We start from the raw sequence: 22,394 nt of genomic DNA, 5'->3' as shown, positions 1-22,394 counted from the left end.
TCGACCGCTTCAAGGCCGTCAACGACACCCTCGGCCACACGGTCGGCGACGAGGTGCTCACGTCGTTCGCGGATACGCTTCGTGGCTGCGTCCGCGCGGGTGAGGCCTGCCGCATCGGCGGCGACGAGTTCGCCGTCGTGTTCCCCGACAACGCTGCCGCCACGGCCACGGCCACCGCCGTCGTGGAGCGGCTCGCCGGCGCCTGGCCGTCGCCGCACGGCGTGACCTACTGCCACGGGTTCGCCGTCCACGACGACGGCAGCACCCCGGGCGGGACCGTGACCCGCGCGGACATGGCGCTGTACGCCGCCAAGCGGACCCGCCACGCCGTCGCGGGGGGATGAGGCGGGACGGCCAGCCCGACGGAGGCCTCGGCCTCTCGCGGTGGCCGGCTGGCTGACTGGCTGGCGGTGTCCTCACCAGCGCAGGGTGCACCGGCCGCATCCCGGGGTAAAGACACGGTAAAGCCGTGCCGATCCCTTAGTGTGCCCGGATCACCGGGCAGGGTGTGTGCACTGGTTTGGAGGGTCGCGCCGATGGCGCAGGTGAGCATCGCCGCACTCCGCGACGTCCAACGGCTGATCGTCCGGCTCAACGCCGGCACCGACCTGGCGGCCACGCTGCGGGCCGTGGTCGACGGCGTGGTCGAAGGCCTCGGCTTCGAGGTCGCCGTCGTGAGCCTGGTCCACGACGACGGCACCGTCGAGGCGGTCGCGGTGGCCGGGCCGGAGGACGTGGGCGAGACCCTGCTCGGGCGGCGCACCCCGCTGGACAAGTGGGAGCGCGCCTTCGACCGCTCCCTGCCGTGGGGGGCGTTGCGCTACGAGCCGCACGAGATGGCCGACCAGGACGACATCCCGAGCTGGGTCCCCGACATCCCGGTGCTGGACGACCCCGACGCCTGGCACCCGCTGGACGCCCTCTACGCGCCGCTGCACTCGATCTCCGGCGACCTGGTGGGCGTGCTGTCCGTCGACCTGCCGCGCGACGGCCGCCGTCCCGGCGAGCTGCAGCGCGAGATGCTCGAGATGTACGCCACCCAGGCCGGCATCGCGATCGACAACGCCCGGCTCGCCGAGCGGCTGCGCGAGAGCGAGGAGGCGTTCCGGCTCGCGTTCGAGAACGCGCCGTTCGGCATGTCGATCGTCGACTTCACGCCGGGGTCGGCCGGGCGCTTCCTGAGGGTCAACGAGGCGATGTGCCGGATGCTCGGCTACAGCCGGCGCGAGCTGCAGGAGCGCAGCATCGGCGAGATCACCCACGAGGACGACCGGCCGGCCGACGTGGAGGCGATCCGGTCGGCGATGGAGGGCGCGCAGGACCGCTACCAGCTCGAGAAGCGCTACCTGCGGGCCGACGGCCAGCCGGTCTGGGTGTCGCTGCAGACCTCGGTGGTGCGCGACAACACGGGGACGGCGCTCTACGGCATCGCGCAGTTCGAGGACGTCAGCGACCGCCGGGCGGAGCACCAGGAGCTCACCCGGCGGGCCACCAGCGACCCGCTGACCGGCCTGCTCAACCGGGCCTCGCTCGGCGAGCGGGTCGACGCGGCCATCCACGAGGCGCGACGCAACCGGCGCCCGGGCGCCTTGCTCTTCTGCGACCTCGACGCCTTCAAGCCGGTCAACGACACGCACGGCCACGCCGTCGGCGACCAGGTGCTCGCGATCGTCGCCCGCCGTCTCGAGTCGCAGGTCCGCACGAGGGACACCACGGCGCGCTTCGGTGGCGACGAGTTCGTGGTGGTGGCCGACGACCTGAGCGGTGCGATGCTGGCAGACCTGGTGGACCGGCTGCGTGAGGCGGTGGCCGCGCCGATCGACGTGGGCGGGCTGACCTTCGAGCTCTCGGTGACCATCGGCACGGTCGCGGTCACCGGCGCCGACGGGGAGTCGGCCGACGAGCTGGTGGCGGCCGCCGACGTCGACATGTACCTCCGCAAGCCGTCGTCGTCCCGGCCCCAGCAGGCCGAGCACCAGCCGGCGCCCGGCGGGTCCAGCGGCCGCTGAGCCGTCCGGCGACTTGGTCCGGACGTGGCGGGACCCCGGAGCCGGGGGGGATGACTCCGAGGTCCCTGTACGCGGCGGACGGGGGGGATGCCTGCCGCGCACTGCTGGCCCGGCGCCTGGCGCCGGAAGCTCTCCGGTCGCGCCGGTCCTAGAGGACCCGGCCGTACGACACGCTGGTCGACCACGCGCGGTGCAGGCCGACACCGGTGCTCGGGTTGGACGCCTCCCACCAGTAGCCGTTGCCGGCGTAGATCGCCACGTGCCCGATGCTGCCGCCGCCGCCGTTGTAGACGAACACGAGGTCGCCGGGCTGCGGGCTCGAGACCCGGGTGGTGACCGAGTACTGCGCCGAGGACGAGTGCGGCAGGGAGACGCCGACCTTCGAGAAGACGTACGAGGTGAAGCCCGAGCAGTCGAAGCCGGTAGGGCCGGCGCCGCCGTAGGCATAGTAGGCACCCGACGCGACCTGGCGGGCGATGGAGAGCACGTTGGCAGCCGACGCGCTCATCCGCTCGACGCTGCGCGACGCGGTCTGCACGGTCCGGGCCTCGGCGGCCTGCTGGCGGGCCTCACGGCGCTCGGCCGCGCGCTTGGCGGCGAGCCGCTTGCGCTTGGCCTCGGCGCGTGCCTTCGCCTCGGCAATGCGCTCCGCGCGCTCGCGCTGGGCGTCGGTGACCGCGTCCTTGAGCGCCAAGACGTTCTGCGAGTTGGACAGGTCGCCGGCGACGACGGTCTGCTCGGCGACCGGCTTGGTGCTCAGCCGCTTGGCAGCGTCGGTGGGCGCCGCCTGGGCGACGACGGTGCCGGTGATCGACAGGGTGCCGGCCACGCCGGCGGCGACACCCAGGTGCAGGGGACTCGCGTTGGCCCGGGAGAGCTGCGCGAACTGCTGCAGCTTGGTCGGGCGGCGATGCTTGGACAAACGTCGTCCTCTCCCACGCCTACGAGGTGAGCTGTCGGGTTCGGGCGGGAGCTGCCCGGCCGCTTCGGCGTCGCGTGGTGCGACCCCGGGGCGGCTTGACCCCAAGGACCCCTGAGGGCCCACAATCCTGTGGGTCCCCCGCTCCTGCCAGGCGTCTGTCGACCTGCTGCGCGCGAGGGGCAGGATTCGGCGGCCTCGCGTGCGCCTGGCCAGAGGTTCCGGGCAGGCGGAGGAGAGGCTACGGGACGGTCACGAGGCGGCACAAACCCGGCCCCCGCTTCCGCGTGGCGCGCCGGCGTCACCCCTGGTCAGGCCGGTCCGGACTCCAGGGGCAGCCCGGCCGCGTCGGCCGACTCGAAGTCCTCGTCGACGTGCACGACGTCGTGCCCATGGGCCGCCAGCAGCGAGGCCGCCACCGCGGCCCGGAAGCCCGAGCCGCAGTGCACCCACAGCCGCGTGCCGGGCAGGTCGTCCATCCGCTCCGCGAGCAGGTGCAGCGGCACGTGCACCGCCCCCCTGACCCGCGACTCGCGGTGCTCGGACGCCGACCGCACGTCGAGCACCGTCAGTCCCGGGTCCTCGCGCAGCGCGTGCGCCAGGCCGCCGAAGTCGGTCCGCGGGTACGTCGCCAGGTCGCTCCCCCGCGCCCACACCGCGGGGCCGCCCACGGCGCGCGCCGCGGGCCGGTCGATGCCGATGCGGGCCAGGTCGCGTTGCACCGCGGCCACCTGCTCCGCCGTGTCACCGAGCAGCGTGACCGGCGTGCCCCACGGGAGCAGCCAGCCCAGGTAGGTCACCACGTTGCCGTCGCTGTCGAAGGACAGCGTGCCCGGCAGGAACCCCTCGGCGAAGGCGGCCCGGGCCCGCAGGTCGACGACCCACTCGCCTGAGGCCAGCCGCTTGCGCAGCTCGTCGGCGGACGCGAGCGAGGGCGGGGTCAGGTCGATCGGCTCCGGCCCGGCCAGGTTGGCCGGCCCCATGTGCGCGTAGTAGGCGGGATAGGCGTCAAGCCCGGCGACCAGCTCGGCGACGAAGGCGTCCTCGTCCTGCTGGAAGGCGCTGTTGGTGCGCTGCTGCTCGGCGATCGTGGACGCGTCACCGGAGGTCGCAGATGCGCTGCAGAAGCTCCCGAACCCGTGCGTCGGCAGGACCGCCGCCCCGGCCGGCAGCCGGTCGACCAGCCGGCGGACCGAGTGCCACTGGTCGCGGGTGAGCTGCTCGGTCAGGTCGTCCTCGACCAGGTCGGTGCGCCCGACGCTCCCGAAGAGGAGGGAGCCGCCGGTGAAGGCTGCGGTCTCGTCGCCGACCCGTACCGCGTAGGACAGGTGGTGCTGCGTGTGGCCCGGTGTGGCCACCGCCTCCCAGTGCATCGACCCGGTGTCGAAACGGTCGCCGTCCGCCATCGGCTCCCGGTCGTACCCCACCTCGACACCGGCGGGAACGACGTACGTCGCGCCGTGCCGCCGTGCCAGGTCGAGGCCACCGCTCAGGTAGTCGTTGTGGACGTGCGTCTCCAGCACGTGCGTCAGCCGGCGGCCGGCGAGCAGCGCCTCGACCCGGTCGACGTCGCGCTGCGGGTCCACGACAACCACGACGTCGCCAGCGCCGACCACGTAGGAACGGTCGCCGAGGTCCGGCGTCTCAACGATGCGCACGTCCATCGACGACGGCACTCCGGTCAGCGCTCGACCGGGTAGCCGGCGCGCATCCAGTCGGCCGTGCCGCCCTCGATGTTGACGGCGTCGATGCCGAGCTTCGACAGGTAGTCCGCCGCCCTCGCGCTCCGGCTGCCGACGGCGCAGACCAGGTACACCGGCCGGTCGGTCGGCAGCGAGGGGACGAGTGCCGGCACGGTGTGCAGCGGAGCCGGCTCGGCACCGGGCACGTGGCCCTGGTCGTACTCGTAGGGCTCCCGCACGTCGACCAGGTCGCCCGCCCCGACCTCGCCGGCGTCCATCGCGGCCTTGAGCTCCTGGACGGTGATGCTGCGCATCAGCCGGCGGCGACGTAGACGTGCGACGCGACGACGCCGGAGATCTCCGTGGTCTCGCCGCCGGACCCGACGAGCAGCCCGTCACCTCCCGGGCCCACGGTGATCGATGCCCCGGGCTGCACACCGGCCCGTCGCAGCCGGGACATCAGCGCGTGGTCGGCCTGCACCGGCTCGGCCAGCCGGCGCACGATCGCCGAGGTGACGCCGGTCAGCGCGACCTGGTCCAGCGGCGCCAGGACCTCGTCGTCGGCGACCCGGTCAGGGTCGCCGAGCTCGGTCAGGCCGGGGATCGGGTTGCCGTAGGGCGAGACCGTCGGGTGGCCGAGCACCTCGAGCAGCCGCCGCTCCACGGTCTCGGACATGACGTGCTCCCACCGGCAGGCCTCGTCGTGGACCAGCTCCCACTCCAGCCCGATCACCTGCACCAGCAGGCACTCCGCCAGCCGGTGCTTCCGCATGACCCGGGTGGCCAGCGTGCGCCCGAGCGGGCTGAGCTCGAGGTGCCGGTCGCCCTCGACGGTCAGCAGGCCGTCGCGCTCCATCCGGGCGACCGTCTGCGACACCGTCGGGCCGGACTGCCCCAGCCGCTCCGCGATGCGCGCCCGCAGCGGGACGACACCCTCCTCCTCCAGCTCGAAGACCGTCCGGAGGTACATCTCGGTGGTGTCGATGAGGTCGCTCACGCCGACCATTCTCCCGTACGACGCCAGGCCGGCGGGTTGTGCGCCCCGGACGGGGTGATACTCCGGCCATGACGGAGCTCAGCGCTGCCGACTTCGTGCCCGCCGACGCCGACCTGGACGAGCTGCGGGCAGCCGCGGGGGGCTGCCGCGGGTGCGAGCTGTGGGAGCCGGCCACCCAGACCGTGTTCTCGGCCGGCCCGCCGAGCGCACGGCTGGCACTGGTGGGCGAGCAGCCCGGCGACCAGGAGGACCGGCAGGGCGCGCCGTTCGTCGGACCGGCCGGGCGCCTGCTGGTGAAGGCCGTGGAGGAGGCCGGGGTGGCGCCGGGCGACGTCTACCGGACGAACGCGGTCAAGCACTTCCGCTTCACCCAGGCCGGCCCCGGCAAGCGGCGGATCCACCAGACACCGGAGATGCGCCACATCACCGCGTGCCGGCCATGGCTGGCCGCCGAGCTGCGGGTGATCGACCCGGAGGTGACGGTCGCCCTCGGGGCCACCGCCGCCAAGTCGCTGCTCGGCCCGTCGGTCCGGGTCACGAAGGACCGCGGGTCGGTGATCGAGCGGGAAACCTCCGTGGGGGTGCGGCGGTTCGTGGTGACCACCCATCCCAGTGCCGTGCTGCGCACGCCCGGCGACCAGCGGGACCAGGCCTTCGCCGCCCTCGTCGCCGACCTCAGGGTGGCCGCCGAGCTGATCACGGCACCGTGATCAACTCAGCCCGACAGCGGCGTGCAGGCCACTGCCGGTAGCAGTTGACCGCTGTCGGCGGGCGGCCGCCACGGCTTAGGCTCGTCGGGCATGGAGACCGGCTCGATCGTGGTACCCGGGCGCTTCTGCGGCCCCCCGGACACCGGCAACGGGGGCTACACCGCGGGCCTGCTGGCCGGGGTCTCGGGCCTGGTGGGCCGGGACGGCACCGGCGGCCTCACCGGGGGCGGTGCCGCGGTGCGGGTCACGCTGCGCCAGCCACCGCCGCTGGAGAGCGCCATGGTCGTCACCGTCGAGGACGGCACGACGACGGCGAGCTTCGGCGGTGCCGCCGTCGCGAGCGCCGAGGCGGGCCGGCTCGAGGCCGCGCTGGTCGAGCCGGTGCCATGGCAGACCGCCCACGCGGCCCAGGCGGCCTACCGGGGGCTGCTCGGGCACCCGTTCCCCGGCTGCTTCGTCTGCGGGCCGGACCGGCCGCCGGGCGGCCCGGACGGCGGCCTCGGGCTGCAGCCCGGCCCGGTGGGCGACCCCGGCCCCGACGGCGACGGCTGGGTGGCGACCACCTGGGTGCCCGACGCCTCGCTGGCCGGCCCGGACCGGCGGGTCCCGCCCGAGCTGGTCTGGGCGGCCCTGGACTGCCCCGGGGGCTGGACCAGCGACCTCGGCGACCGGCCGATGGTGCTCGGCCGGATCACCGCGGCGGTCGACGCGCTGCCGGAGCCCGGAGACCGTTGCGTCGTCGTGGGCCAGCGGCTCGGCGTCGACGGGCGCAAGGCGTTCACAGCGAGCACCGCCTACGACAGCGACGGCCGGGTGCTGGGCCACGCCGAGTCGACCTGGATCGCCATCTGACCCGCACTTCGAGACACCGCGGAATTTCGTTGTGAACCGGCAGATCGGGACGTACCGTCGTCGGTACACGGAAGGGAGGTGGTCCGAACTCTTGAGTACTTATCGGACGCGTGAGGTGGCTGTCAGCTAGCGCCACGAGCAGCACCCGACGCCGATCGGATCACCGGCTCTCGTGAACCGGCGAATCCCAGGCAGTCACCCGACCCCCGGGCCTGCGCAGGACACGTCCCCTGCGCGCGAAGGCCCGGGGGTCGCTGCTGTCCGGGGGGCCTTCCTGCTCAGGGGGCCAGGCGCTCGCGGGTCCAGGGCACGCTGGTGGTCGGCGACCCCTCCGGGCGTACGTAGCGCAGCCGGTCGTGCAGCCGCCCGGAGCGGCCCACCCAGAACTCCCACTCGACCGGCACCACCAGGTAGCCGCCCCAGTGCGGCGGCACCGGCACCGGCTCCTCCTCGGGGAACCGCGCCGCCACCTCGGCCAGCCGGGCGTCCAGCTCGGCTCTCGACCCGACGACCGAGGACTGGGGGCTGGCCCAGGCGCCGAGCTGGGACTCGCGCGGCCGGGTCGCGAAGTACGCGGCCACGACCTCGTCGGGCAGCCGGGCGACCGTCCCGGTGACCCGCACCTGGCGGTGCACCTCGTGCCAGGGGAACACCAGCGCAGCCCGGGGGGTCGCAGCCAGCTGGTCGGCCTTGGCCGACCCCGTGTTGGTGAAGAACCGCAGTCCCTCGGCGTCGTACCCCTTGAGCAGGACGGTCCGCGCCGCCGGCCACCCGTCCGGCGTCACGGTCGCCACGACCACCGCGTTGGGCTCGGCGAGGCGCCCGGCGCCGCCGGCGCCACCGCTCGCCACCTCGGCGAACCACCGGGCGAAGAGCTCGAGCGGGTCGCCGGGCGCCGCCTCCTCGAGCAGGCCGGCGTTGCCGTCCGCGGGGTCGTAGCCCACCCGCATGGCCGCGGGATCGGGCACCGGCCGGTCGCTCGTCTCGTCCATGGCGCAGCACTCTGGCACGGCCGGGTGGACAGACCAGCCGCGCCGTGGGCCAGAATCCCGGGTATGTCCACGCCTGCCGCCACGTCCGCCACCGACGTGCCACCCGCCGAAGACTTCAAGCCCGGGCTGGAGGGTGTCGTCGCCTTCGAGACCGACATCGCCGAGCCGGACAAGGAGGGCGGGTCGCTGCGGTACCGCGGCGTCGACATCGAGGACCTCGTCGGCCAGGTGTCGTTCGGCAACGTCTGGGGGCTGCTGGTCGACAACGAGTTCAACCCCGGGCTGCCGCCGGCCGAGCCGTTCCCGCTGCCGGTGCACTCCGGCGACGTGCGGGTCGACGTGCAGAGCGCGCTGGCGATGCTTGCGCCGGCGTGGGGCTTCCGGCAGCTGCTCGACATCGAGCCCGACGAGGCCCGCGACAACCTGGCGCGCGCGTCGGTCATGGCGCTGTCCTTCGTCGCGCAGTCGGCCCGGGGCATCGGGCTGCCGATGGTGCCGCAGCACGAGATCGACAAGGCCACGACGATCGTCGAGCGCTTCATGATCCGGTGGCGCGGCGAGCCGGACCCAAGGCACGTGCAGGCGGTCGACGCCTACTGGTGCTCAGCGGCCGAGCACGGCATGAACGCCTCGACCTTCACCGCGCGGGTCATCGCCTCCACGGGCGCCGACGTCGCGGCCTGCCTCTCCGGTGCGGTCGGCGCCATGTCCGGCCCGCTGCACGGGGGGGCGCCGTCCCGGGTCCTGCACATGCTCGACGCGGTGGAGCAGGGCGGCGACGCGGAGTCCTACGTCAAGGGTGTCCTCGACCGGGGCGAGCGGCTGATGGGCTTCGGCCACCGGGTCTACCGCGCCGAGGACCCGCGAGCCCGGGTGCTGCGACGCACGGCCAAGGAGCTCGGCGCCCCGCGCTACGAGGTCGCGGCCGCGCTCGAGCAGGCGGCGCTGACCGAGCTGCGCGCCCGCCGACCGGACCGGGTGCTGGAGACCAACGTCGAGTTCTGGGCGGCGGTCGTCCTCGACTTCGCCGAGGTCCCGCCGCACATGTTCACGCCGATGTTCACCTGCGCGCGCACGGCCGGCTGGTCGGCGCACGTCCTCGAGCAGAAGCGCACCGGGCGGCTGATCCGGCCCTCCGCGCGCTACGTGGGCGAGGGGCCGCGCAAGCCGTCGGACGTGCTGGGCTTCAGCGGCTGATCCACGTTGGCTGCGCCCCGTTCAGCACGTGGTCAGGCACGGCGTCCGCCGGCGGGGCTGACCTAGGGTTGGCCGGGTGAGCGAACAGGCGACCGACATCGTCATCCCCGCGGGCCTCAAGCCGGTCGACGGCCGGTTCGGGTCCGGTCCGTCGAAGGTCCGGCCCGAGGCGGTGGCCGCCCTGGCGAGCACCGGCGCGACGTACCTCGGCACCTCGCACCGGCAGAGGACGGTCAAGGACGTGGTCGGCCGGGTGCGGGCCGGGCTGGCCGATCTCTTCGCGCTCCCCGACGGCTACGAGGTCGTGCTCGGCAACGGCGGCACGACGGCGTTCTGGGACATCGCGGTGCTCAACCTGGTGCGCGAGCGCTCCGAGCACCTGGTGTTCGGCGAGTTCTCGTCGAAGTTCGCCGCCGCCACCGAGGCCGCACCGTTCCTGGCCGACCCCGTCGTGGTGTCCAGCGAGCCGGGCACGCACCCGCAGCCGCGCGCCGAGGCCGGTGTCGACGCCTACGCCTTCACGCACAACGAGACCTCGACTGGTGTCGCGATGGAGCTGCGGCGCGTCGCGGGTGCCGACGACGGCGCGCTCGTGCTGGTCGACGCCACCTCCGGCGCGGGCGGGCTCCCGGTCGACGTCGCGGAGACCGACGTCTACTACTTCGCACCGCAGAAGTCCTTCGCGTCCGACGGCGGGCTGTGGCTCGCCCTCATGTCGCCGGCCGCGCTGCAGCGGGTAGCCGAGGTGCAGGCGACCGGCCGGTGGGTGCCTGCCTTCAGCGACCTGCAGATCGCGATCGACAACTCGCGGCTCGACCAGACCTACAACACCCCGGCACTCGCGACGGTCTTCCTGCTCGCGGAGCAGGTCGACTGGTTCAACTCGCAGGGCGGGCTGCCGTGGACCACCGAGCGGACCGCCGAGTCCTCGCGCCGGCTCTACACCTGGGCCGACAAGAGCGACTACGCGACGCCCTTCGTCACCGACCCCTCGATGCGCTCGGCGGTCGTCGGGACCATCGACCTCGACGACGCGGTCGACGCGTCGGCGGTGGCGAAGGTGCTGCGCGCCAACGGGATCGTCGACACCGAGCCCTACCGCAAGCTCGGGCGCAACCAGCTGCGCATCGCGATGTTCCCGGTGGTCGAGCCCGACGACGTCGAGGCGCTCACCGCGTGCGTCGACCACGTCGTGTCCCGGCTGACCTGACCGGTCGGGCTGGCGCCGTGCGGCTCGAGCGAGACCGGCTCACCTGGCTGACTTACCTCCAGCTCGGCTGCTACGGCTACTTCCTCTACGGCTTCGGACCGTCGCTGAGCCTGCTGCGCGACGAGCAGGGCACCAGCCGGGCGGTCGCCGGTCTGCACGGCACGGCGCTCGCCGTGGGGTCGTTGTGCGCCGCCCTGTTGGCGGCGCGGCTCGTGGGGCGGTACGGCCGCACGCCGGTCGTCCTGGGCGGTCTCGCCGTGATGTGCGCCGGGATCGTGCTCTTCACCGCCACCACCGCGCTCCCGGCCACTCTCAGCGGAGCACTCGTGGCTGCCTTCGGCGGGTCGTTCGTGGTCATGGTCGTGCCGCCCGTGCTGATGGACCGGCACGGCGACGGCGGCCCGTCCGCGGTGGCCGAGGCCAACGCGCTCGCGGCCGGCGTGGGCACCGTGGCACCACTCGTGGTCGGGGCCGCGGTCGTGGTGGGCCTCGGCTGGCGGGCGGCGGTCCTGCTGCTCCTGCCGGTGGTCGCGGCGCTCGCCGTGGCCGGGCGCGGGGTCCGCGCGCCGCTGCCGTCCCGGACCGGCGCCGAGAGAGGCGGACGGCTGCCGCGCCGCTACTGGATCAGCTGGATGGTCGTCACCGCCGGGATCGCGGTCGAGTTCTGCCTCGTGCTGTGGACGGCCGACGTGATGCGTGAACGGGTCGGCCTCGACCCCGGCCCCGCGGCCGCGTCCGTGACGGCAGTGGTGGGCGGGATGGCTGTCGGCCGGCTGGCCGGGGGCCGGCTGGCGCTGCGCTACCCGCTGGACCGTCTGCTGTACGGCGCGATCGTGCTCACCGGGGTCGGCTTCGCCGTCCTCTGGCTGACCGCGATGGCGGGGGTCGCCCTGCCCGCCCTGGTGGCCTGTGGCGTCGGGATCGCCCTGTTCTACCCGCTCGGCGTGGCCCGGGCGATCGACGCGTCGGAGGGCCGGCCGGACCACGCGAGCGCCCGGGTCGGCATCGGGGCTTCGTTGGCAGCGGGGCTGGGGCCGTTCCTGCTCGGGGCGCTAGCCGACCTGGCCGGTCTTCACCTCGCCCTGCTCGTGGTGCCCGCGCTGCTGGTGGTCGCCGCCGTCGGCCTGCGCCTCGGCCGGGTCCCCACCACGGCCTCCGCCGGCCCCTCCGTCGCCCGTGCTTCCTGACCACGCCCGCCGCACGCCGTCCATGATCGTGAGACCGGGCATCGCGTCCTGAGGCGGTGATGCTTACGACCATGCTCGGGGAGTGTCTGCACTGAGGTGCCAGCTGGCGTGGTGGGCGAAGCGCGGCGGCAGCCGGGGCCCGGGCAAGCACGTGCTCGCGGTCCACGTGGCCCGCGGCACTCCCCTCGCCCACCGAGTGGTGGAACTTGGAGACGGTTCGCCCGGCGCAGGAGGCCCCAGGTTCCACCACTCGAGGGGGCGTCAGCGGCGACGGCGGCGCAGGACCGCGACGATGCCGACGAGGGCGACCACCGCGACCACCGCCCGGGCCACCCGGCTGGCGCGCCACCAGGCCTCGTCCTCCGCCTGACGACCCGACCCTCGCTCCTCCGACGCTGAGTCCCCCGACCGTCGCTCCTCCGACGCGGAGTCTCCCGACGATCTCGCAGCCGACGTCGACGGGTCCGCCGCGTCGCCGGGCACCGGCACCCGGTAGACGGCCGAGTCCTCCCCCTCGCTGCCGACGAGCAGCGAGCCAGGCGAGTCCAGCGAGTCGTCAGCGACCGTCTCGCCCTGCGGCTGGCGCGGCAGCGGGGCCGACGCCACCTGGTGACCGGGCCGGTCGTACACGTAGGCCGTCGTGTAGCTGCGCAGCACGAACCGGCCGTCGGGCAGGAAGGCGCCGTCGGTGACCAGTGACGGCACGTCGGCGACCCGCTCCAGCCGGTTGGTCCCCTCGTCCTCGGCGACCAGCCGGGCCGGCGCGCGGTAGAGCCCGGCACCGCCGAGCGCCTTCGTCGCGACGAGCAGCCGGCCGGTCGACGGGTTCACGAGCAGGGCCTCGGCGTCGTGCGGCCCGTCGGGGTAGGTGAAGCGGAACCAGCGGGCGGGCACCGTGCGGTCCCCGAGCCGTCGCGGCTCGGTGAAGCGGAACACCGACACGTCGGGGCGTTCCTCGAGGTTGTCCCCCAGGTCGCCGAGCCAGAGGCTGCGCCCGTCGGGGCCTGGTGCCAGCGCCTCGGGGTCGTACGGGTCGATCCCGTCCAGCATGACCGTCGCGACGGTGTCGCCCGACCCGTCGACGGCCATCACCTGGGCTACCTCGCCGCCGTCCGGGTTGGTCCACAGCACGCCGTCGTGGCGGCCCGACACCGCGAGCCCGCTCGACTCCACCAGCGCCGGGTCGTGCAGCCGCAGCACGAGCTCGGCGCCGCCTCCCGAACCGGTGGAGAGCAGTCCGGACAGCGCGGCTGCGACGAGGGTGCTAGCCGTCGGCATCGAGCAGCGTCTGCAGGTGCGGCGTGACGCCCCACTCGGCGACCATCGCGTCGTACTCCTGACGCGCTGTCGTGGCGTCGCCCCCGCCCCGGACCGCCCGCAGCAGCGTGTTGCGCGGCGTGTACTCGGCCGAGACGAACTGCATGACGTCGACCCGATAGCCCTGCATCCGCAGCAGGGCGGCGCGGAACGCGTCGGTCAGCACGTCGCCGAGCCGCTCCCGCAGGATGCCGTGGCGGGTGACGAGGGAGTACGGCGCCGGCGACCCGGCCGCGGCCATCTGGCGCTGCAGGTCGTGGTGGCAGCACGGCGAGGCGAGGACGACGGGTGCGCGCCAGCGCACCGCCTGCGCGAGAGCCTCGTCGGTCGCCGTGTCGCAGGCGTGGAGAGCGAGCACCACGTCGACCGGTGGCTGCACCGGCGCGTCGATGATGGCGCCCTCGACGAAGTGCGCCGCCGTCGACCAGCCGAGGTCGGCCGCCAGCTTGGTGTTGCGCTCGCGCGACTCCGCCCGCAGGTCCACGCCGGTGAGCTCGACGTCGCGGCTGCCAGCCAGGAAGCGGTACGCCGCGAAGCTGAGGTAGGCGTTGCCGCAGCCCAGGTCGACCACCTGCAACGGCCGGTCGGCCGGGAGCTCCACGTCCTCGACGGCGCCGTCCAGCGCGCGCAGGAAGGCATCGACCTGCCGGCGCTTGGCCGCCCCCGCTCCGAGCACCGAGAACAGCGGGTCGCCCGGGTCGATCAGGTGCTTGCGGGCGCGGTCGTGCGCCGTCTGCTGCTCGGCTGCCGCCGCTGCGCGATGGACCTGCGCGGCGCCCTTCTTGGTGACCCGCAGCTGCACGGTCTGGTCGGTGGTCTGGACGTGCCAGTTGCCGTAGGGGTCGGCGAGCAGGGCGTCGACCGCCCGCTCCGCGGGCTCGCCGTAGGGGTGGTTGGTGGTCGTGGCCGCGCGCTCGTCGTAGGTGACCACCTGCAGGTGGCGGCCCGACTTGAGGTCGGTCGGACGCACCTCGACCCGGCGCCACGGCGGGACCGCTCCGCGCCGGCGGCCGGCCGCGACCGCGCGGACGAGTGCGGTCCCGTCCAGCAGCAGGGGGCGCAGCCCGGCCAGGGCGGCGTCGAGGTCCTGGGGCACCCGATCAGCCTCGCACGGCTGCGCTGCGCACGCCGCGGCGAGGCGACCGGGCGTTGCCGGCCAGAGCGAAGATGCCCACGGTGAGCAGGACGACCACCCAGAGGGCGGCGTCGAGGCCGGTGGCGTGGGCGAGGCTGCCGAGCAGGGGTGGCCCGACGAGGAAGCCGGCGTAGGCGATCGTCGCGACGGTGGCGATGGCCGACGCGCCGCGTCCCGGCGTCTCCCCGGCGGCGCTCATCGCCAGCGGGAAGCCGACCGAGATGCCCAGTCCCCACAGCGCCGCGCCGACGTAGGCGACCGGCAGCGAGTCGATGGCGAGCAGGCCGGTCACGCCGACCGCGGCGAGGACGGCGCCGGTGCGCAGGCTGCGCACCCGGCCGAGCCAGCCGACCACCTGGTTGCCCACTGCGCGCCCCAGCGTCATCGCCCCGGCGAAGACCGCGAACCCGAGTGCGGCGAGCGCCTCGGACGCGCCCCGGTCGTCGGTGAGCATCAGCGCGAACCAGTCGTTCGCGGCGCCCTCCGCCCAGGCGGCGCAGAACGTCATCAGGCCGAGGCCGAGCAGCCGCGGGTCGCGGACCAGGGCACCGTGCGCAGGGACGTGCCGTTCGGCAGCGTCCTCGCTCACCGGCTCGTCGGCGGGCCGGTCGGGCATCGCGCGGACGGCGACCACGGCGGCGACGCCGACCGTCGCCGCACAGGCGGCGAACTGCACCGCCGGGTCGACACCGGCCTTCGCGGCGACGGCGCCGATGCCGGCGCCGACGACGGTCCCGATGCTCCAGGCGGCGTGGAAGCCAGGCATCAACGTGCGCCCGGCGCGCACCTCGACGGCGTGCGCCGACACGTTCATCGCCACGTCCCACACGCCCACTCCCGCGCCGAGGACGAGCAGCACCGCCGCGATGACGACCAGGTCGGGCGCCAGTCCGAGGGCGGTGTAGCCGAGTGCACAGGTGACGATGCAGGTGACCAGCACGCGTCGTGCCCCGACGCGGGTCACCAGGCGGCCGGACAGCGGCATCGCGGCCAGGGACCCGACGGCGACGAACAGCAGGGCGAAGCCGAGACCCCGCTCGGTGGCCCCGATGTCGTCGCGCACCGCCGGGATGCGCGACACCCAGGTCGCGAAGAGTCCCCCGTTGGCCGCGAAGACGAAACGGGTCGCCCAGGTGGCCCGCCCGACGTCGAACTCCTCGAGCGTCGTGCCCTGAGGTGAGTCGGCGGCCATCGATCCAGGCTAGGTGCGACCGTCCGACTCAGACGAGGGCGCCGACCACCACGACCAGCACCAGGAGCGCCAGCGCGCCGAGCACCACTCGGCGGCGCGTGCGCGGGTCCACGAGCGCGACCCTACGTCGGCGGCGGCATCGGCTCGGGCAGCGTCCAGGTCGCCACGTCGTCGTAGCTCGGCGACGGGCCGAGCCGGGAGCGCACCAGGTGCACGGTCCCGGCGGTCCAGACCGGCCCGGCGTACGTCGTCAGCGACTCGACCGCCGGCGCCGCGTCCACCCCGCCACGCAGCCGAGCCACCGTGAGGTGCGGGCGGTAGGGGCGCCGCTCGAACGTCACCGCCCGCGCCGTCGCCCGCAGGACGTCGACCTGGCCGGTGACGCCGAGCCACAGCGCACGCCGCGAGAACTGCCCGGCGCCCGCGAACGACAGCACGCAGGGCGCGTGGCCGCGCAGCCGGCGCTCGACCATGCTGACGGTCCCGTCGACCTTGTCGTCTGGGATGTCGCCGTAGAAGGCCAGCGTCAGGTGCCAGCGCTCGGCCGGCACCCAGCGCAGGTCGGGGTGGGCCGCTCGCACCGGCGCCAGCGCAGCGTCGGCGTGCGCCAGCACCTGGGCCGGCGGCCGCAGCGCGACGAACAGCCTCACGTGCCGAACCGAAGCGGGTCGAACAGCGACAGGTCGTAGGGCGTCGAGCCGTCGACCACCAGGTCGGCCAGCAGCTCCCCCACGACCGGCGTGAACTTGAAGCCGTGCCCCGAGAAGCCGCACGCGAGGAGCACCCGGTCCGACGCCGGGTGGCAACCGATGACGAAGTGCTCGTCCGGCGTGAGGGTGTACCAGCACTCGGCCTCGCGCCGGTGGTCGCGACCGAGCGACGGCATCAGCCGGGCCAGCGTGCCGGCGACGTCGTCGGCCGACCAGGTGTCGGCCGGCCGGTCGGCACTGAAGTGCACGGCGGCCTTCACCAGCCCGTCGGTCAACGTGGGCGTGCCGTAGAGGGACGTGCCGCCGGCCAGGTCCCAGATCCAGACCGGGAACCGTCCGGGGGCGAAGGCGGCCGGGTCCGGCGCGGCGTACCAGTGCTGCACCCGGCGCTCGGTGACCAGCGGCAGAGCCAGGTCGCCGAGCAGCGGTGGCGTCCACCGGCCGGGGGCCAGCACGAGCGCACCGGCCGCGACCTCGCATCGGCTGGTCCGCACCCGCACACCGTCGCCGTCGGCCGACCACGACCGGACCGCCTCGTCGTGACGCAGCTCGGCGCCCGCCTCGGACGCGCGCCGCAGGTGTGCGGCCACCGCCGCCTCGGGCCCGACCAGGCCGCCGGCCGGCTCGTACAGCGCCTGGGTGCCCTCGGGCGGCCGCATGGCCGGGAACCGTGCGGTCACCTCCTCGGGGTCGAGCACCTCGTGGTCGAGGCCCCACTCCTGCGCCGTCTCGACGCTGCCGGCGAGCACCCGGGTGCCGGGCGCGCCCAGGAACAGCGCGCCGGTGGTGCGCATGACCGGGTCGCCTGACGGCGTACGCACGTCGGCCCACAGCTCGAACGTCCGCAGCAGCAGCGGCACGTAGGACGCGCCCTCGAAGTAGACCTGCCGCACGATGCGCGACTCGCCGTGGCTGGCGCCCTCGGCGTGCGCGCCGGGGCGCGGGTCGAGGCCGAGGACGCGCAGGCCGCGCCGGGCCAGGTGGGCCGCGGCGGACGAGCCGAAGCCGCCGAGGCCGGCGACGACGACGTCGTACGTCGCTGGGCTGTCCGGCACGGGTCCGCCGGCTACTGGGTGACGACGCGCAGGCGCTCGCGGAACGCCAAGAGCAGGTCGTCGTCGCCCTCGCGCTGCACCGCGCTGTCCGGCCGGCGCCCCCACAGCCAGAGCAGCAGCTCGGACGGCTCGCCGCTGACGACCGCGTCCGCCGGACCGGGCTCGCGCGAGAGGCGTGCCTCGTCGGCGGTCAGGGTCTGTCGCCAGATGTGGCCGCCGGTCCGGACTGCCACCGTGCCCCGGCCTGGTGCCTGCGCGCCGACGTCGTCGTTCTGGTAGCGCAAGAACCAGTCGAGCACCTCGTCGATGCCGTCGACGGCGAGGTCGTCGGCCACGGCGGTCATGGCGTCGAACCCGCTCTCGACGTCGGTGCGGTGCACCGCCGTCTCCTGGGCCATCCGGCGGAACCAGAAGCCGACGGTCTGGTCGTCCTCGTACCAGGTGTACGCCGGGGCCTGCGGGCCGCGGGAGGCGAGCTCGTCGGTGAGCTCGGCCAGCCGCTCGCGGAACCACTCGGTCGGGTCCTGGCCCTCGGTCGGCCCGTGGTCCCAGTCCTCCTGGCGCTGCGGGCCCTCCGGCAGCCGCATGCAGGCGACCTTGTGCGAGTAGACGGAGCCGGTGTGCACCAGCGCCTCCTCGACGGTCCAGCCGGGGCAGGCGGGCACCGAGTTGCCGAGACCCCGCGGTGCCAGCTCGGCCATCCGCTCGGCGTCACGGCGGAGATGGGTCAGGTAGTCGTCCGGCGTCATGCGGGTCACCTGGCACACCCTGGCACGCTCACCGGACACTCTCCACCATCGTGTCGGAGCCCATGCGCGGGCGGGACATCTCGCGCAGCTCGTCGCGCAGCTCGATGCCGCTGCGCCGGGCGAGCAGGAGCGCGCACACCACGGCGGCGGTCGCCGAGACGAGCCCGCCGGCCAGCAGGCTCCACCGGGCACCGAACGCCTCGGCGAGCGCGCCGACCAGAGGGGCGCCGATCGGGGTGCCGCCCATGAACACGGCCATGTAGAGCGCCATGACCCGGCCGCGCATCACCGGGTCGACGGCGAGCTGCATGGTGGAGTTGGCCGCGGTGATGAACGTCAGGGAGGTCACGCCGACGGGGATGAGCGCGACGGCGAACGTGGCGTACGTCGGCATGAGCCCGGCCATCACCTCGACGACGCCGAACGCGAAGGCGGCGCCCAGCAGCAGCCGCAGCCGCGGCCTGCCACGGCTCGCCGCGAGCAGCGCACCGGTCAGGGACCCGACGGCCATGATCGAGCCGAGCAGCCCGAACTCTCCCGCACCCTTGCCGAACACCTCGGTCGCCATCAGGGCCGTGGTGATCTGGAAGTTCATGCCGAAGGTGCCGACGAAGAACACCAGCGCCAGGACCATGACCAGGTCGGGCCGCCCGCGGACGTACCGGATGCCCTCGAGGACCTGCCCCGAGCCGCGGCCGGCGCGTGGTGCCGGGTCGAGCTCGTCGGTGTGCAGGCACATCAGCGCGACGATGACGGCGAGGAACGAGACGCCGTTGATGATGAACACCGGGCCGGTGCCGAAGACCTCGATCAGCAGGCCGGCCAGTGCCGGGCCGATCACGCGGCCCAGGTTGAAGGACGCGCTGTTGAGGCCGACCGCGTTGGGCAGGTCGTCCGGCCCGACCATCTCGACCACGAAGGACTGCCGGGTCGGGTTGTCGAGCGCCGTGCCCAGCCCCAGCAGCGCGGCGAGGACGAAGACGTGCCACACCTCGACGACGCCGGTCAGGTCGAGCACGCCCAGGACGATCGCGACCAGGCCCATGAAGGCCTGGGTGAGGATCAGCAGCTTCCGCTTCGAGTAGCGGTCGGCGAGCATCCCGCCCCACGGGCCGAGCAGCAGCATCGGCAGGAACTGCAGGCCGGTCGTGATGCCGAGTGCGACGCCGTCGTTGTCGGCGAGCTGGATGACCAGCCAGTCCTGGGCGATGCGCTGCATCCAGGTGCCGACGTTGGAGACGACGCCCCCGGCGTAGTAGATGCGGTAGTTGCGGTTGCGCAGCGAGCGGAACGTCGGGCTCACAGGCGGGTCAACCGCTCGATCACGGGGGCGGCGGCGCGCAGCACGTCACGCTCCTCCTGGGTCAGCTCGGCCAGCCGCTGGGCCAGCCAGGCCTCCCGCTTGCGCCGGTCCTCCTTGAGCAGGGTCCTGGCGTGAGCGGTCAGCGAGACCAGGTGCTGCCGGCCGTCGGACGCGTGGGGGGTGCGCAGGATCAGGCCGCGCTCCTCGAGGCCGGCCAGGACACGAGTCATCGACGGCGGCTGCACCCTCTCGTGGGCGGCGAGCTCGCGCGGGGTCAGCGCGCCGTGCCGGTCGAGTGTGCCGAGGGCCGCCAGCTGGTTGAGGCTCAGGTCGGTCTGCAGGCGCTCGGCTCGCAGCCGGCGGGACAACCGCATGACCGAGACCCGCAGCGTGCTGGCCAGCTCGGCGGTCTTGGTCATCGTCGGCACGGAGCCAGCATATCATTAGTTCTGCTAACGAATGACTCCACCGGCAGGCAGAGCGACCGGCCTCACGGCACCCAGGACGGGGTGAACGGCTGGTCCGGCAGGCGACCTCGGGCGCCCTGCTCCCGGGACGAGCGGCGTACCTTGCCGCCATGACGGACCAGCTGACCTCCCTGCTGCGCACGGCTGCCGGGCACGCGGCGGCCTACCGCTCCTCCCTCGCCGAGCGGCCGGTGCGCGGCCCGCAGGGGGTCGACGAGGTGACCGCTGCCCTCGGCGGCGAGCTGCCCACGGCACCGACACCACCGGCGGAGGTCGTCGAGCAGCTGGTGGCTGCCGTCGACGGCGGTCTCACGTCGACGGCGGGACCCCGGTTCTTCGGCTTCGTCATCGGCGGCTCGTTGCCGGCGGCCACCGCCGCCGACGTCCTGACGGCCGGGTGGGACCAGTGCGCCTTCAACGGCGTCCTCTCACCCGCCGCCGCGGCGGCCGAGGCGGTGGCGGGCGGCTGGCTGAAGGACCTGCTGGGCATCCCGGTCACCGCGTCGGTGGGGTTCGTCACGGGGGCGCAGGCGGCGAACACCGCCGGCCTCGCGGCGGCCCGCCACCAGGTCCTCGCCGACGCCGGGTGGGACGTCGAGCAGCGTGGGCTGCCGGGTGCGCCGCCGGTGCGCGTCCTGGCCTCGGTCGAGCGGCACGCGACCGTCGACCGCTCGCTGCGGCTGCTCGGCCTGGGCAACGACGCGGTGGTCCCGGTGCGGGCCGACCCGAACGGCGCGATCGAGCTGGAGCACCTCGCCGAGGTGCTCGCGGAGGTGGCCGTGGCCGGCGGAGCGCCGCCGATCGTGAGCCTGCAGACCGGAAACGTGAACACCGGGGCGTGCGACGACCTGCGAGCCGCCACCGCCCTCACCCGCCAGCACGGCGGGTGGGTGCACGTGGACGGCGCGTTCGGGCTGTGGGCCGCCGCGAGCCCGGCGCTGCGCCACCTCGTCGACGGCGTCGAGCTCGCGGACTCATGGGGCTGCGACGGGCACAAGTGGCTCAACGTCCCCTACGACTCGGCCTTCGCGTTCTGCGCGCACCCCGACGTGCACGCCACCGCGATGTCCTACACCGCCGCGTACCTGACCGGGTCGGGCAGCGTCTCGGGCATGGCCGACCTGACCGCCGAGTCGTCCCGGCGGGCCAGAGGCTTCGCGACCTGGGCCGCGCTGCGCGAGCTCGGCCGGGACGGGGTCGCCGAGCTGGTCGACCGGTGCTGCGCGCTGGCCCGGCGGTTCGCCGACGGGCTCGCCGCCGGTGGCGCCGACGTGGTCAACGACGTCGTCCTCAACCAGGTGCTCGTCGGCTTCGGTGACGACGGCCGGACCGACCAGATCGACCGGGTCGACCGGATCGTCGATGCCGTGCAGCGTGACGGCACCTGCTGGCTCGGGGCGACCACCTGGCGCGGCCGCCGGCTGATGCGGGTGTCGGTGTCGAACCACAGCACCCGCGAGGACGACGTCGACCGGTCGGTGGCCGCGATCCTCCGGCTGGCCGCCACGGTCTGACCCCGGCCGGACGTCGAGCAGAGGCCCAGCGCCCTTCCAGGCCGGTCCCAGCCGTCGTGGCGACGGTGTCCCGAGGGCCCCGCACGGGGGCCCCGGACGAGAGGACACCGATGTCAAGCACACACCTACGAAGAGTCGGCGGCATGGCCGCCCTGGTCGCCGGCGGCGTCCTGGCCGGCGGCATCCTGGCCGGGACCCTGACGGCCAGCGCCGACGACAGCACGGCGTCGCCCTCGGCGACGGCGGCCACCGAAGGGCTGCCCGGCAGCCGGGCCCCGGGCGACCCCGCCCAGCCGCAGCGCCCGGACGAGGAGCTGCTGACCGGCAGCACCGCGCAGCAGGTGAAGGACGCCGTCCTGGCGGAGTACCCGGGCGCCACGTTCGTCCGGGTGGAGACGGACAGCGACGGGGTCTACGAGGCGCACATCACCAAGGCCGACGGCACCCCCCTCACGGTCGAGCTCGACAAGAGCTTCGCGATCACCGGCGAGGAGCAGCTGGGCGCAGGCGGTCCGGGCCACGGCCCGGACGGCGACCGTCCCGATGCCGGCACCACCGGGGAGTCCAGCAGCACCTAGCCGGAAAGGGCCCGGCGCGCAGCGGCGCCGGGCCCTGTCCCGTCGTGCTGTCGAGCAGCCGTGCTCAACCGTGCTCAACCGTGCTCAACCGTGCTCAACCGTGCTCAGCCGTGCTCGGCCGTGCTCAGCAGCCGAGCGCACCGGGCGGGTTCGAGGGGCTGCGGCAGGTGTCGGAGCCGACCCCGCCACGGATCGTGTCGACTCCCGGGCCGCCGCGGATGGTGTCGTCACCCGCCTGGCCGGAGAGCGAGTCGGCGCCCGCGTTGCCGGCCAGGAAGTCGTCGCCGTAGCCGCCCGTGAAGGTGTCGGTCCCGTCGGTCCCGGTGCGGTCGGTCACCTTGTCGGCCCCCAGGTTGCCCCGGGCCTTGTCGTTGCCGGCGCCAGCCTCGATGACGTCTGCGCCGCCGCCGCCGACCAGGGTGTCGTCACCCTGGGCGCCGAAGAGCCGATCGGCGTCGGTGCCGCCATAGACGGTGTCGCCGTCCTCGTCGCCCCACACCTCGTCGGTACCCGGGCCGCCGCGCAGCTCGTCGGCCCCCGGGCCGCCGTGCAGCAGCTCGCGCACGCTGGACGTCTGGGGGTCGTCCGCCGGCACGCCGACGTTGTCGCCGCCGAGGAC

23 protein-coding genes and 1 riboswitch are annotated in these 22,394 nt (G+C 74.3%); of the genes, 9 read left to right on the top strand and 14 right to left on the bottom strand.

The window, feature by feature from the left end; translation table 11 throughout:
- Both VK640_16395 and VK640_16390 read left to right on the top strand, forming a co-directional pair.
- Positions 1-344: GGDEF domain-containing protein (locus tag VK640_16395; protein HTE74757.1), on the top strand; the 344-nt coding region annotated here is incomplete at its 5' end.
- 192 nt (positions 345-536) lie between these two features.
- Positions 537-2,009: a diguanylate cyclase gene (locus VK640_16390; protein HTE74756.1), complete on the top strand. Its 1,473-nt coding sequence runs from the start codon at positions 537-539 to the stop codon at positions 2,007-2,009.
- Between the two features lie 148 nt (positions 2,010-2,157).
- On the opposite strand, the gene VK640_16385 is transcribed toward VK640_16390, so the two are convergent.
- The 4 genes from VK640_16385 to VK640_16370 all read right to left on the bottom strand — a co-directional run bounded on the left by VK640_16385 (position 2,158) and on the right by VK640_16370 (position 5,607).
- Positions 2,158-2,931 carry a C40 family peptidase gene (locus tag VK640_16385; protein ID HTE74755.1) on the bottom strand — a complete coding sequence of 258 codons (774 nt, stop codon included), beginning with the start codon at positions 2,929-2,931 and terminating at the stop codon, positions 2,158-2,160.
- Positions 2,932-2,934: 3 nt separating this feature from the next.
- Positions 2,935-3,095, bottom strand: a riboswitch (cyclic di-AMP (ydaO/yuaA leader).
- A gap of 144 nt (positions 3,096-3,239) precedes the next feature.
- Complete coding sequence (locus VK640_16380; GenBank protein ID HTE74754.1) at positions 3,240-4,592, bottom strand: rhodanese-like domain-containing protein; 1,353 nt, start codon at positions 4,590-4,592, stop codon at positions 3,240-3,242.
- A 17-nt stretch (positions 4,593-4,609) separates the two neighbouring features.
- Positions 4,610-4,924: a rhodanese-like domain-containing protein gene (locus VK640_16375; GenBank protein ID HTE74753.1), complete on the bottom strand. Its 315-nt coding sequence runs from the start codon at positions 4,922-4,924 to the stop codon at positions 4,610-4,612.
- The gene (locus VK640_16370; protein ID HTE74752.1) at positions 4,924-5,607 is read right to left on the bottom strand and encodes a metal-dependent transcriptional regulator; all 684 of its coding nucleotides are present in this window, start codon (positions 5,605-5,607) and stop codon (positions 4,924-4,926) included. The genes VK640_16375 and VK640_16370 overlap by 1 nt, the downstream gene beginning before the upstream one ends.
- Before the next feature lie 68 nt (positions 5,608-5,675).
- Here VK640_16370 and VK640_16365 point away from each other — a divergent pair, with 68 nt between their 5' ends.
- Both VK640_16365 and VK640_16360 read left to right on the top strand, forming a co-directional pair.
- The gene (locus VK640_16365) at positions 5,676-6,317 is read left to right on the top strand and encodes a UdgX family uracil-DNA binding protein (GenBank protein ID HTE74751.1); all 642 of its coding nucleotides are present in this window, start codon (positions 5,676-5,678) and stop codon (positions 6,315-6,317) included.
- Between the two features lie 90 nt (positions 6,318-6,407).
- The gene (locus VK640_16360; GenBank protein HTE74750.1) at positions 6,408-7,169 is read left to right on the top strand and encodes a hypothetical protein; all 762 of its coding nucleotides are present in this window, start codon (positions 6,408-6,410) and stop codon (positions 7,167-7,169) included.
- Positions 7,170-7,447: 278 nt separating this feature from the next.
- Here VK640_16360 and pdxH read toward each other — a convergent pair whose 3' ends face one another.
- The gene (pdxH, locus tag VK640_16355) at positions 7,448-8,161 is read right to left on the bottom strand and encodes a pyridoxamine 5'-phosphate oxidase (GenBank protein HTE74749.1); all 714 of its coding nucleotides are present in this window, start codon (positions 8,159-8,161) and stop codon (positions 7,448-7,450) included.
- Between the two features lie 63 nt (positions 8,162-8,224).
- On the opposite strand from pdxH, the gene VK640_16350 reads away from it, so the two are divergent.
- The 3 genes from VK640_16350 (at position 8,225) to VK640_16340 (ending at position 11,755) form a co-directional block, all read left to right on the top strand.
- Positions 8,225-9,358, top strand: a complete 1,134-nt coding sequence (locus VK640_16350) for a citrate synthase 2 (GenBank protein ID HTE74748.1) — start codon at positions 8,225-8,227, stop codon at positions 9,356-9,358.
- A 76-nt stretch (positions 9,359-9,434) separates the two neighbouring features.
- Positions 9,435-10,568, top strand: coding sequence for a phosphoserine transaminase (gene serC / locus VK640_16345; GenBank protein ID HTE74747.1), 1,134 nt, complete (start codon positions 9,435-9,437; stop codon positions 10,566-10,568).
- A gap of 17 nt (positions 10,569-10,585) precedes the next feature.
- Positions 10,586-11,755, top strand: a complete 1,170-nt coding sequence (locus tag VK640_16340; protein ID HTE74746.1) for an MFS transporter — start codon at positions 10,586-10,588, stop codon at positions 11,753-11,755.
- 261 nt (positions 11,756-12,016) lie between these two features.
- On the opposite strand, the gene VK640_16335 is transcribed toward VK640_16340, so the two are convergent.
- The 8 genes from VK640_16335 to VK640_16300 all read right to left on the bottom strand — a co-directional run bounded on the left by VK640_16335 (position 12,017) and on the right by VK640_16300 (position 19,635).
- Positions 12,017-13,033 (bottom strand): hypothetical protein, encoded by a 1,017-nt coding sequence (locus VK640_16335; protein ID HTE74745.1) that lies wholly within the window; start codon positions 13,031-13,033, stop codon positions 12,017-12,019.
- The gene (locus VK640_16330) at positions 13,020-14,168 is read right to left on the bottom strand and encodes an SAM-dependent methyltransferase (GenBank protein HTE74744.1); all 1,149 of its coding nucleotides are present in this window, start codon (positions 14,166-14,168) and stop codon (positions 13,020-13,022) included. Before VK640_16330 ends, VK640_16335 begins: the two co-directional genes overlap by 14 nt.
- A 4-nt stretch (positions 14,169-14,172) precedes the next feature.
- On the bottom strand, positions 14,173-15,399 hold the full coding sequence (locus tag VK640_16325; GenBank protein HTE74743.1) for an MFS transporter: 1,227 nt from the start codon (positions 15,397-15,399) through the stop codon (positions 14,173-14,175).
- Between the two features lie 122 nt (positions 15,400-15,521).
- Complete coding sequence (gene thpR / locus VK640_16320) at positions 15,522-16,049, bottom strand: RNA 2',3'-cyclic phosphodiesterase (GenBank protein ID HTE74742.1); 528 nt, start codon at positions 16,047-16,049, stop codon at positions 15,522-15,524.
- Entirely contained in the window at positions 16,046-17,164 is a 1,119-nt protein-coding gene (gene solA, locus VK640_16315; GenBank protein ID HTE74741.1) for an N-methyl-L-tryptophan oxidase, read from the bottom strand. Before solA ends, thpR begins: the two co-directional genes overlap by 4 nt.
- An 11-nt stretch (positions 17,165-17,175) precedes the next feature.
- Positions 17,176-17,913 (bottom strand): maleylpyruvate isomerase family mycothiol-dependent enzyme, encoded by a 738-nt coding sequence (locus VK640_16310; GenBank protein HTE74740.1) that lies wholly within the window; start codon positions 17,911-17,913, stop codon positions 17,176-17,178.
- A gap of 28 nt (positions 17,914-17,941) precedes the next feature.
- A complete protein-coding gene (locus tag VK640_16305; GenBank protein ID HTE74739.1) occupies positions 17,942-19,216 on the bottom strand; it encodes an MFS transporter in 1,275 nt (424 codons plus the stop codon).
- Positions 19,213-19,635 carry a MarR family transcriptional regulator gene (locus tag VK640_16300; protein ID HTE74738.1) on the bottom strand — a complete coding sequence of 141 codons (423 nt, stop codon included), beginning with the start codon at positions 19,633-19,635 and terminating at the stop codon, positions 19,213-19,215. The genes VK640_16305 and VK640_16300 overlap by 4 nt, the downstream gene beginning before the upstream one ends.
- A 158-nt stretch (positions 19,636-19,793) precedes the next feature.
- Between VK640_16300 and VK640_16295 the strand changes: the two genes are divergently transcribed.
- Both VK640_16295 and VK640_16290 read left to right on the top strand, forming a co-directional pair.
- The gene (locus VK640_16295; protein ID HTE74737.1) at positions 19,794-21,197 is read left to right on the top strand and encodes a pyridoxal-dependent decarboxylase; all 1,404 of its coding nucleotides are present in this window, start codon (positions 19,794-19,796) and stop codon (positions 21,195-21,197) included.
- Positions 21,198-21,340: 143 nt separating this feature from the next.
- The gene (locus VK640_16290; protein HTE74736.1) at positions 21,341-21,775 is read left to right on the top strand and encodes a hypothetical protein; all 435 of its coding nucleotides are present in this window, start codon (positions 21,341-21,343) and stop codon (positions 21,773-21,775) included.
- A 124-nt stretch (positions 21,776-21,899) separates the two neighbouring features.
- On the opposite strand, the gene VK640_16285 is transcribed toward VK640_16290, so the two are convergent.
- Positions 21,900-22,394 (bottom strand): calcium-binding protein (locus VK640_16285; protein ID HTE74735.1); only part of this gene is annotated, 495 nt, incomplete at its 5' end.

This window comes from Actinomycetes bacterium (assembly GCA_035489715.1).
Taxonomy (GTDB): domain Bacteria; phylum Actinomycetota; class Actinomycetes; order JACCUZ01; family JACCUZ01; genus DATHAP01.
Note: the sequence above shows the minus strand (reverse complement) of the source record. Positions and strands in the feature narration are given on the sequence as shown.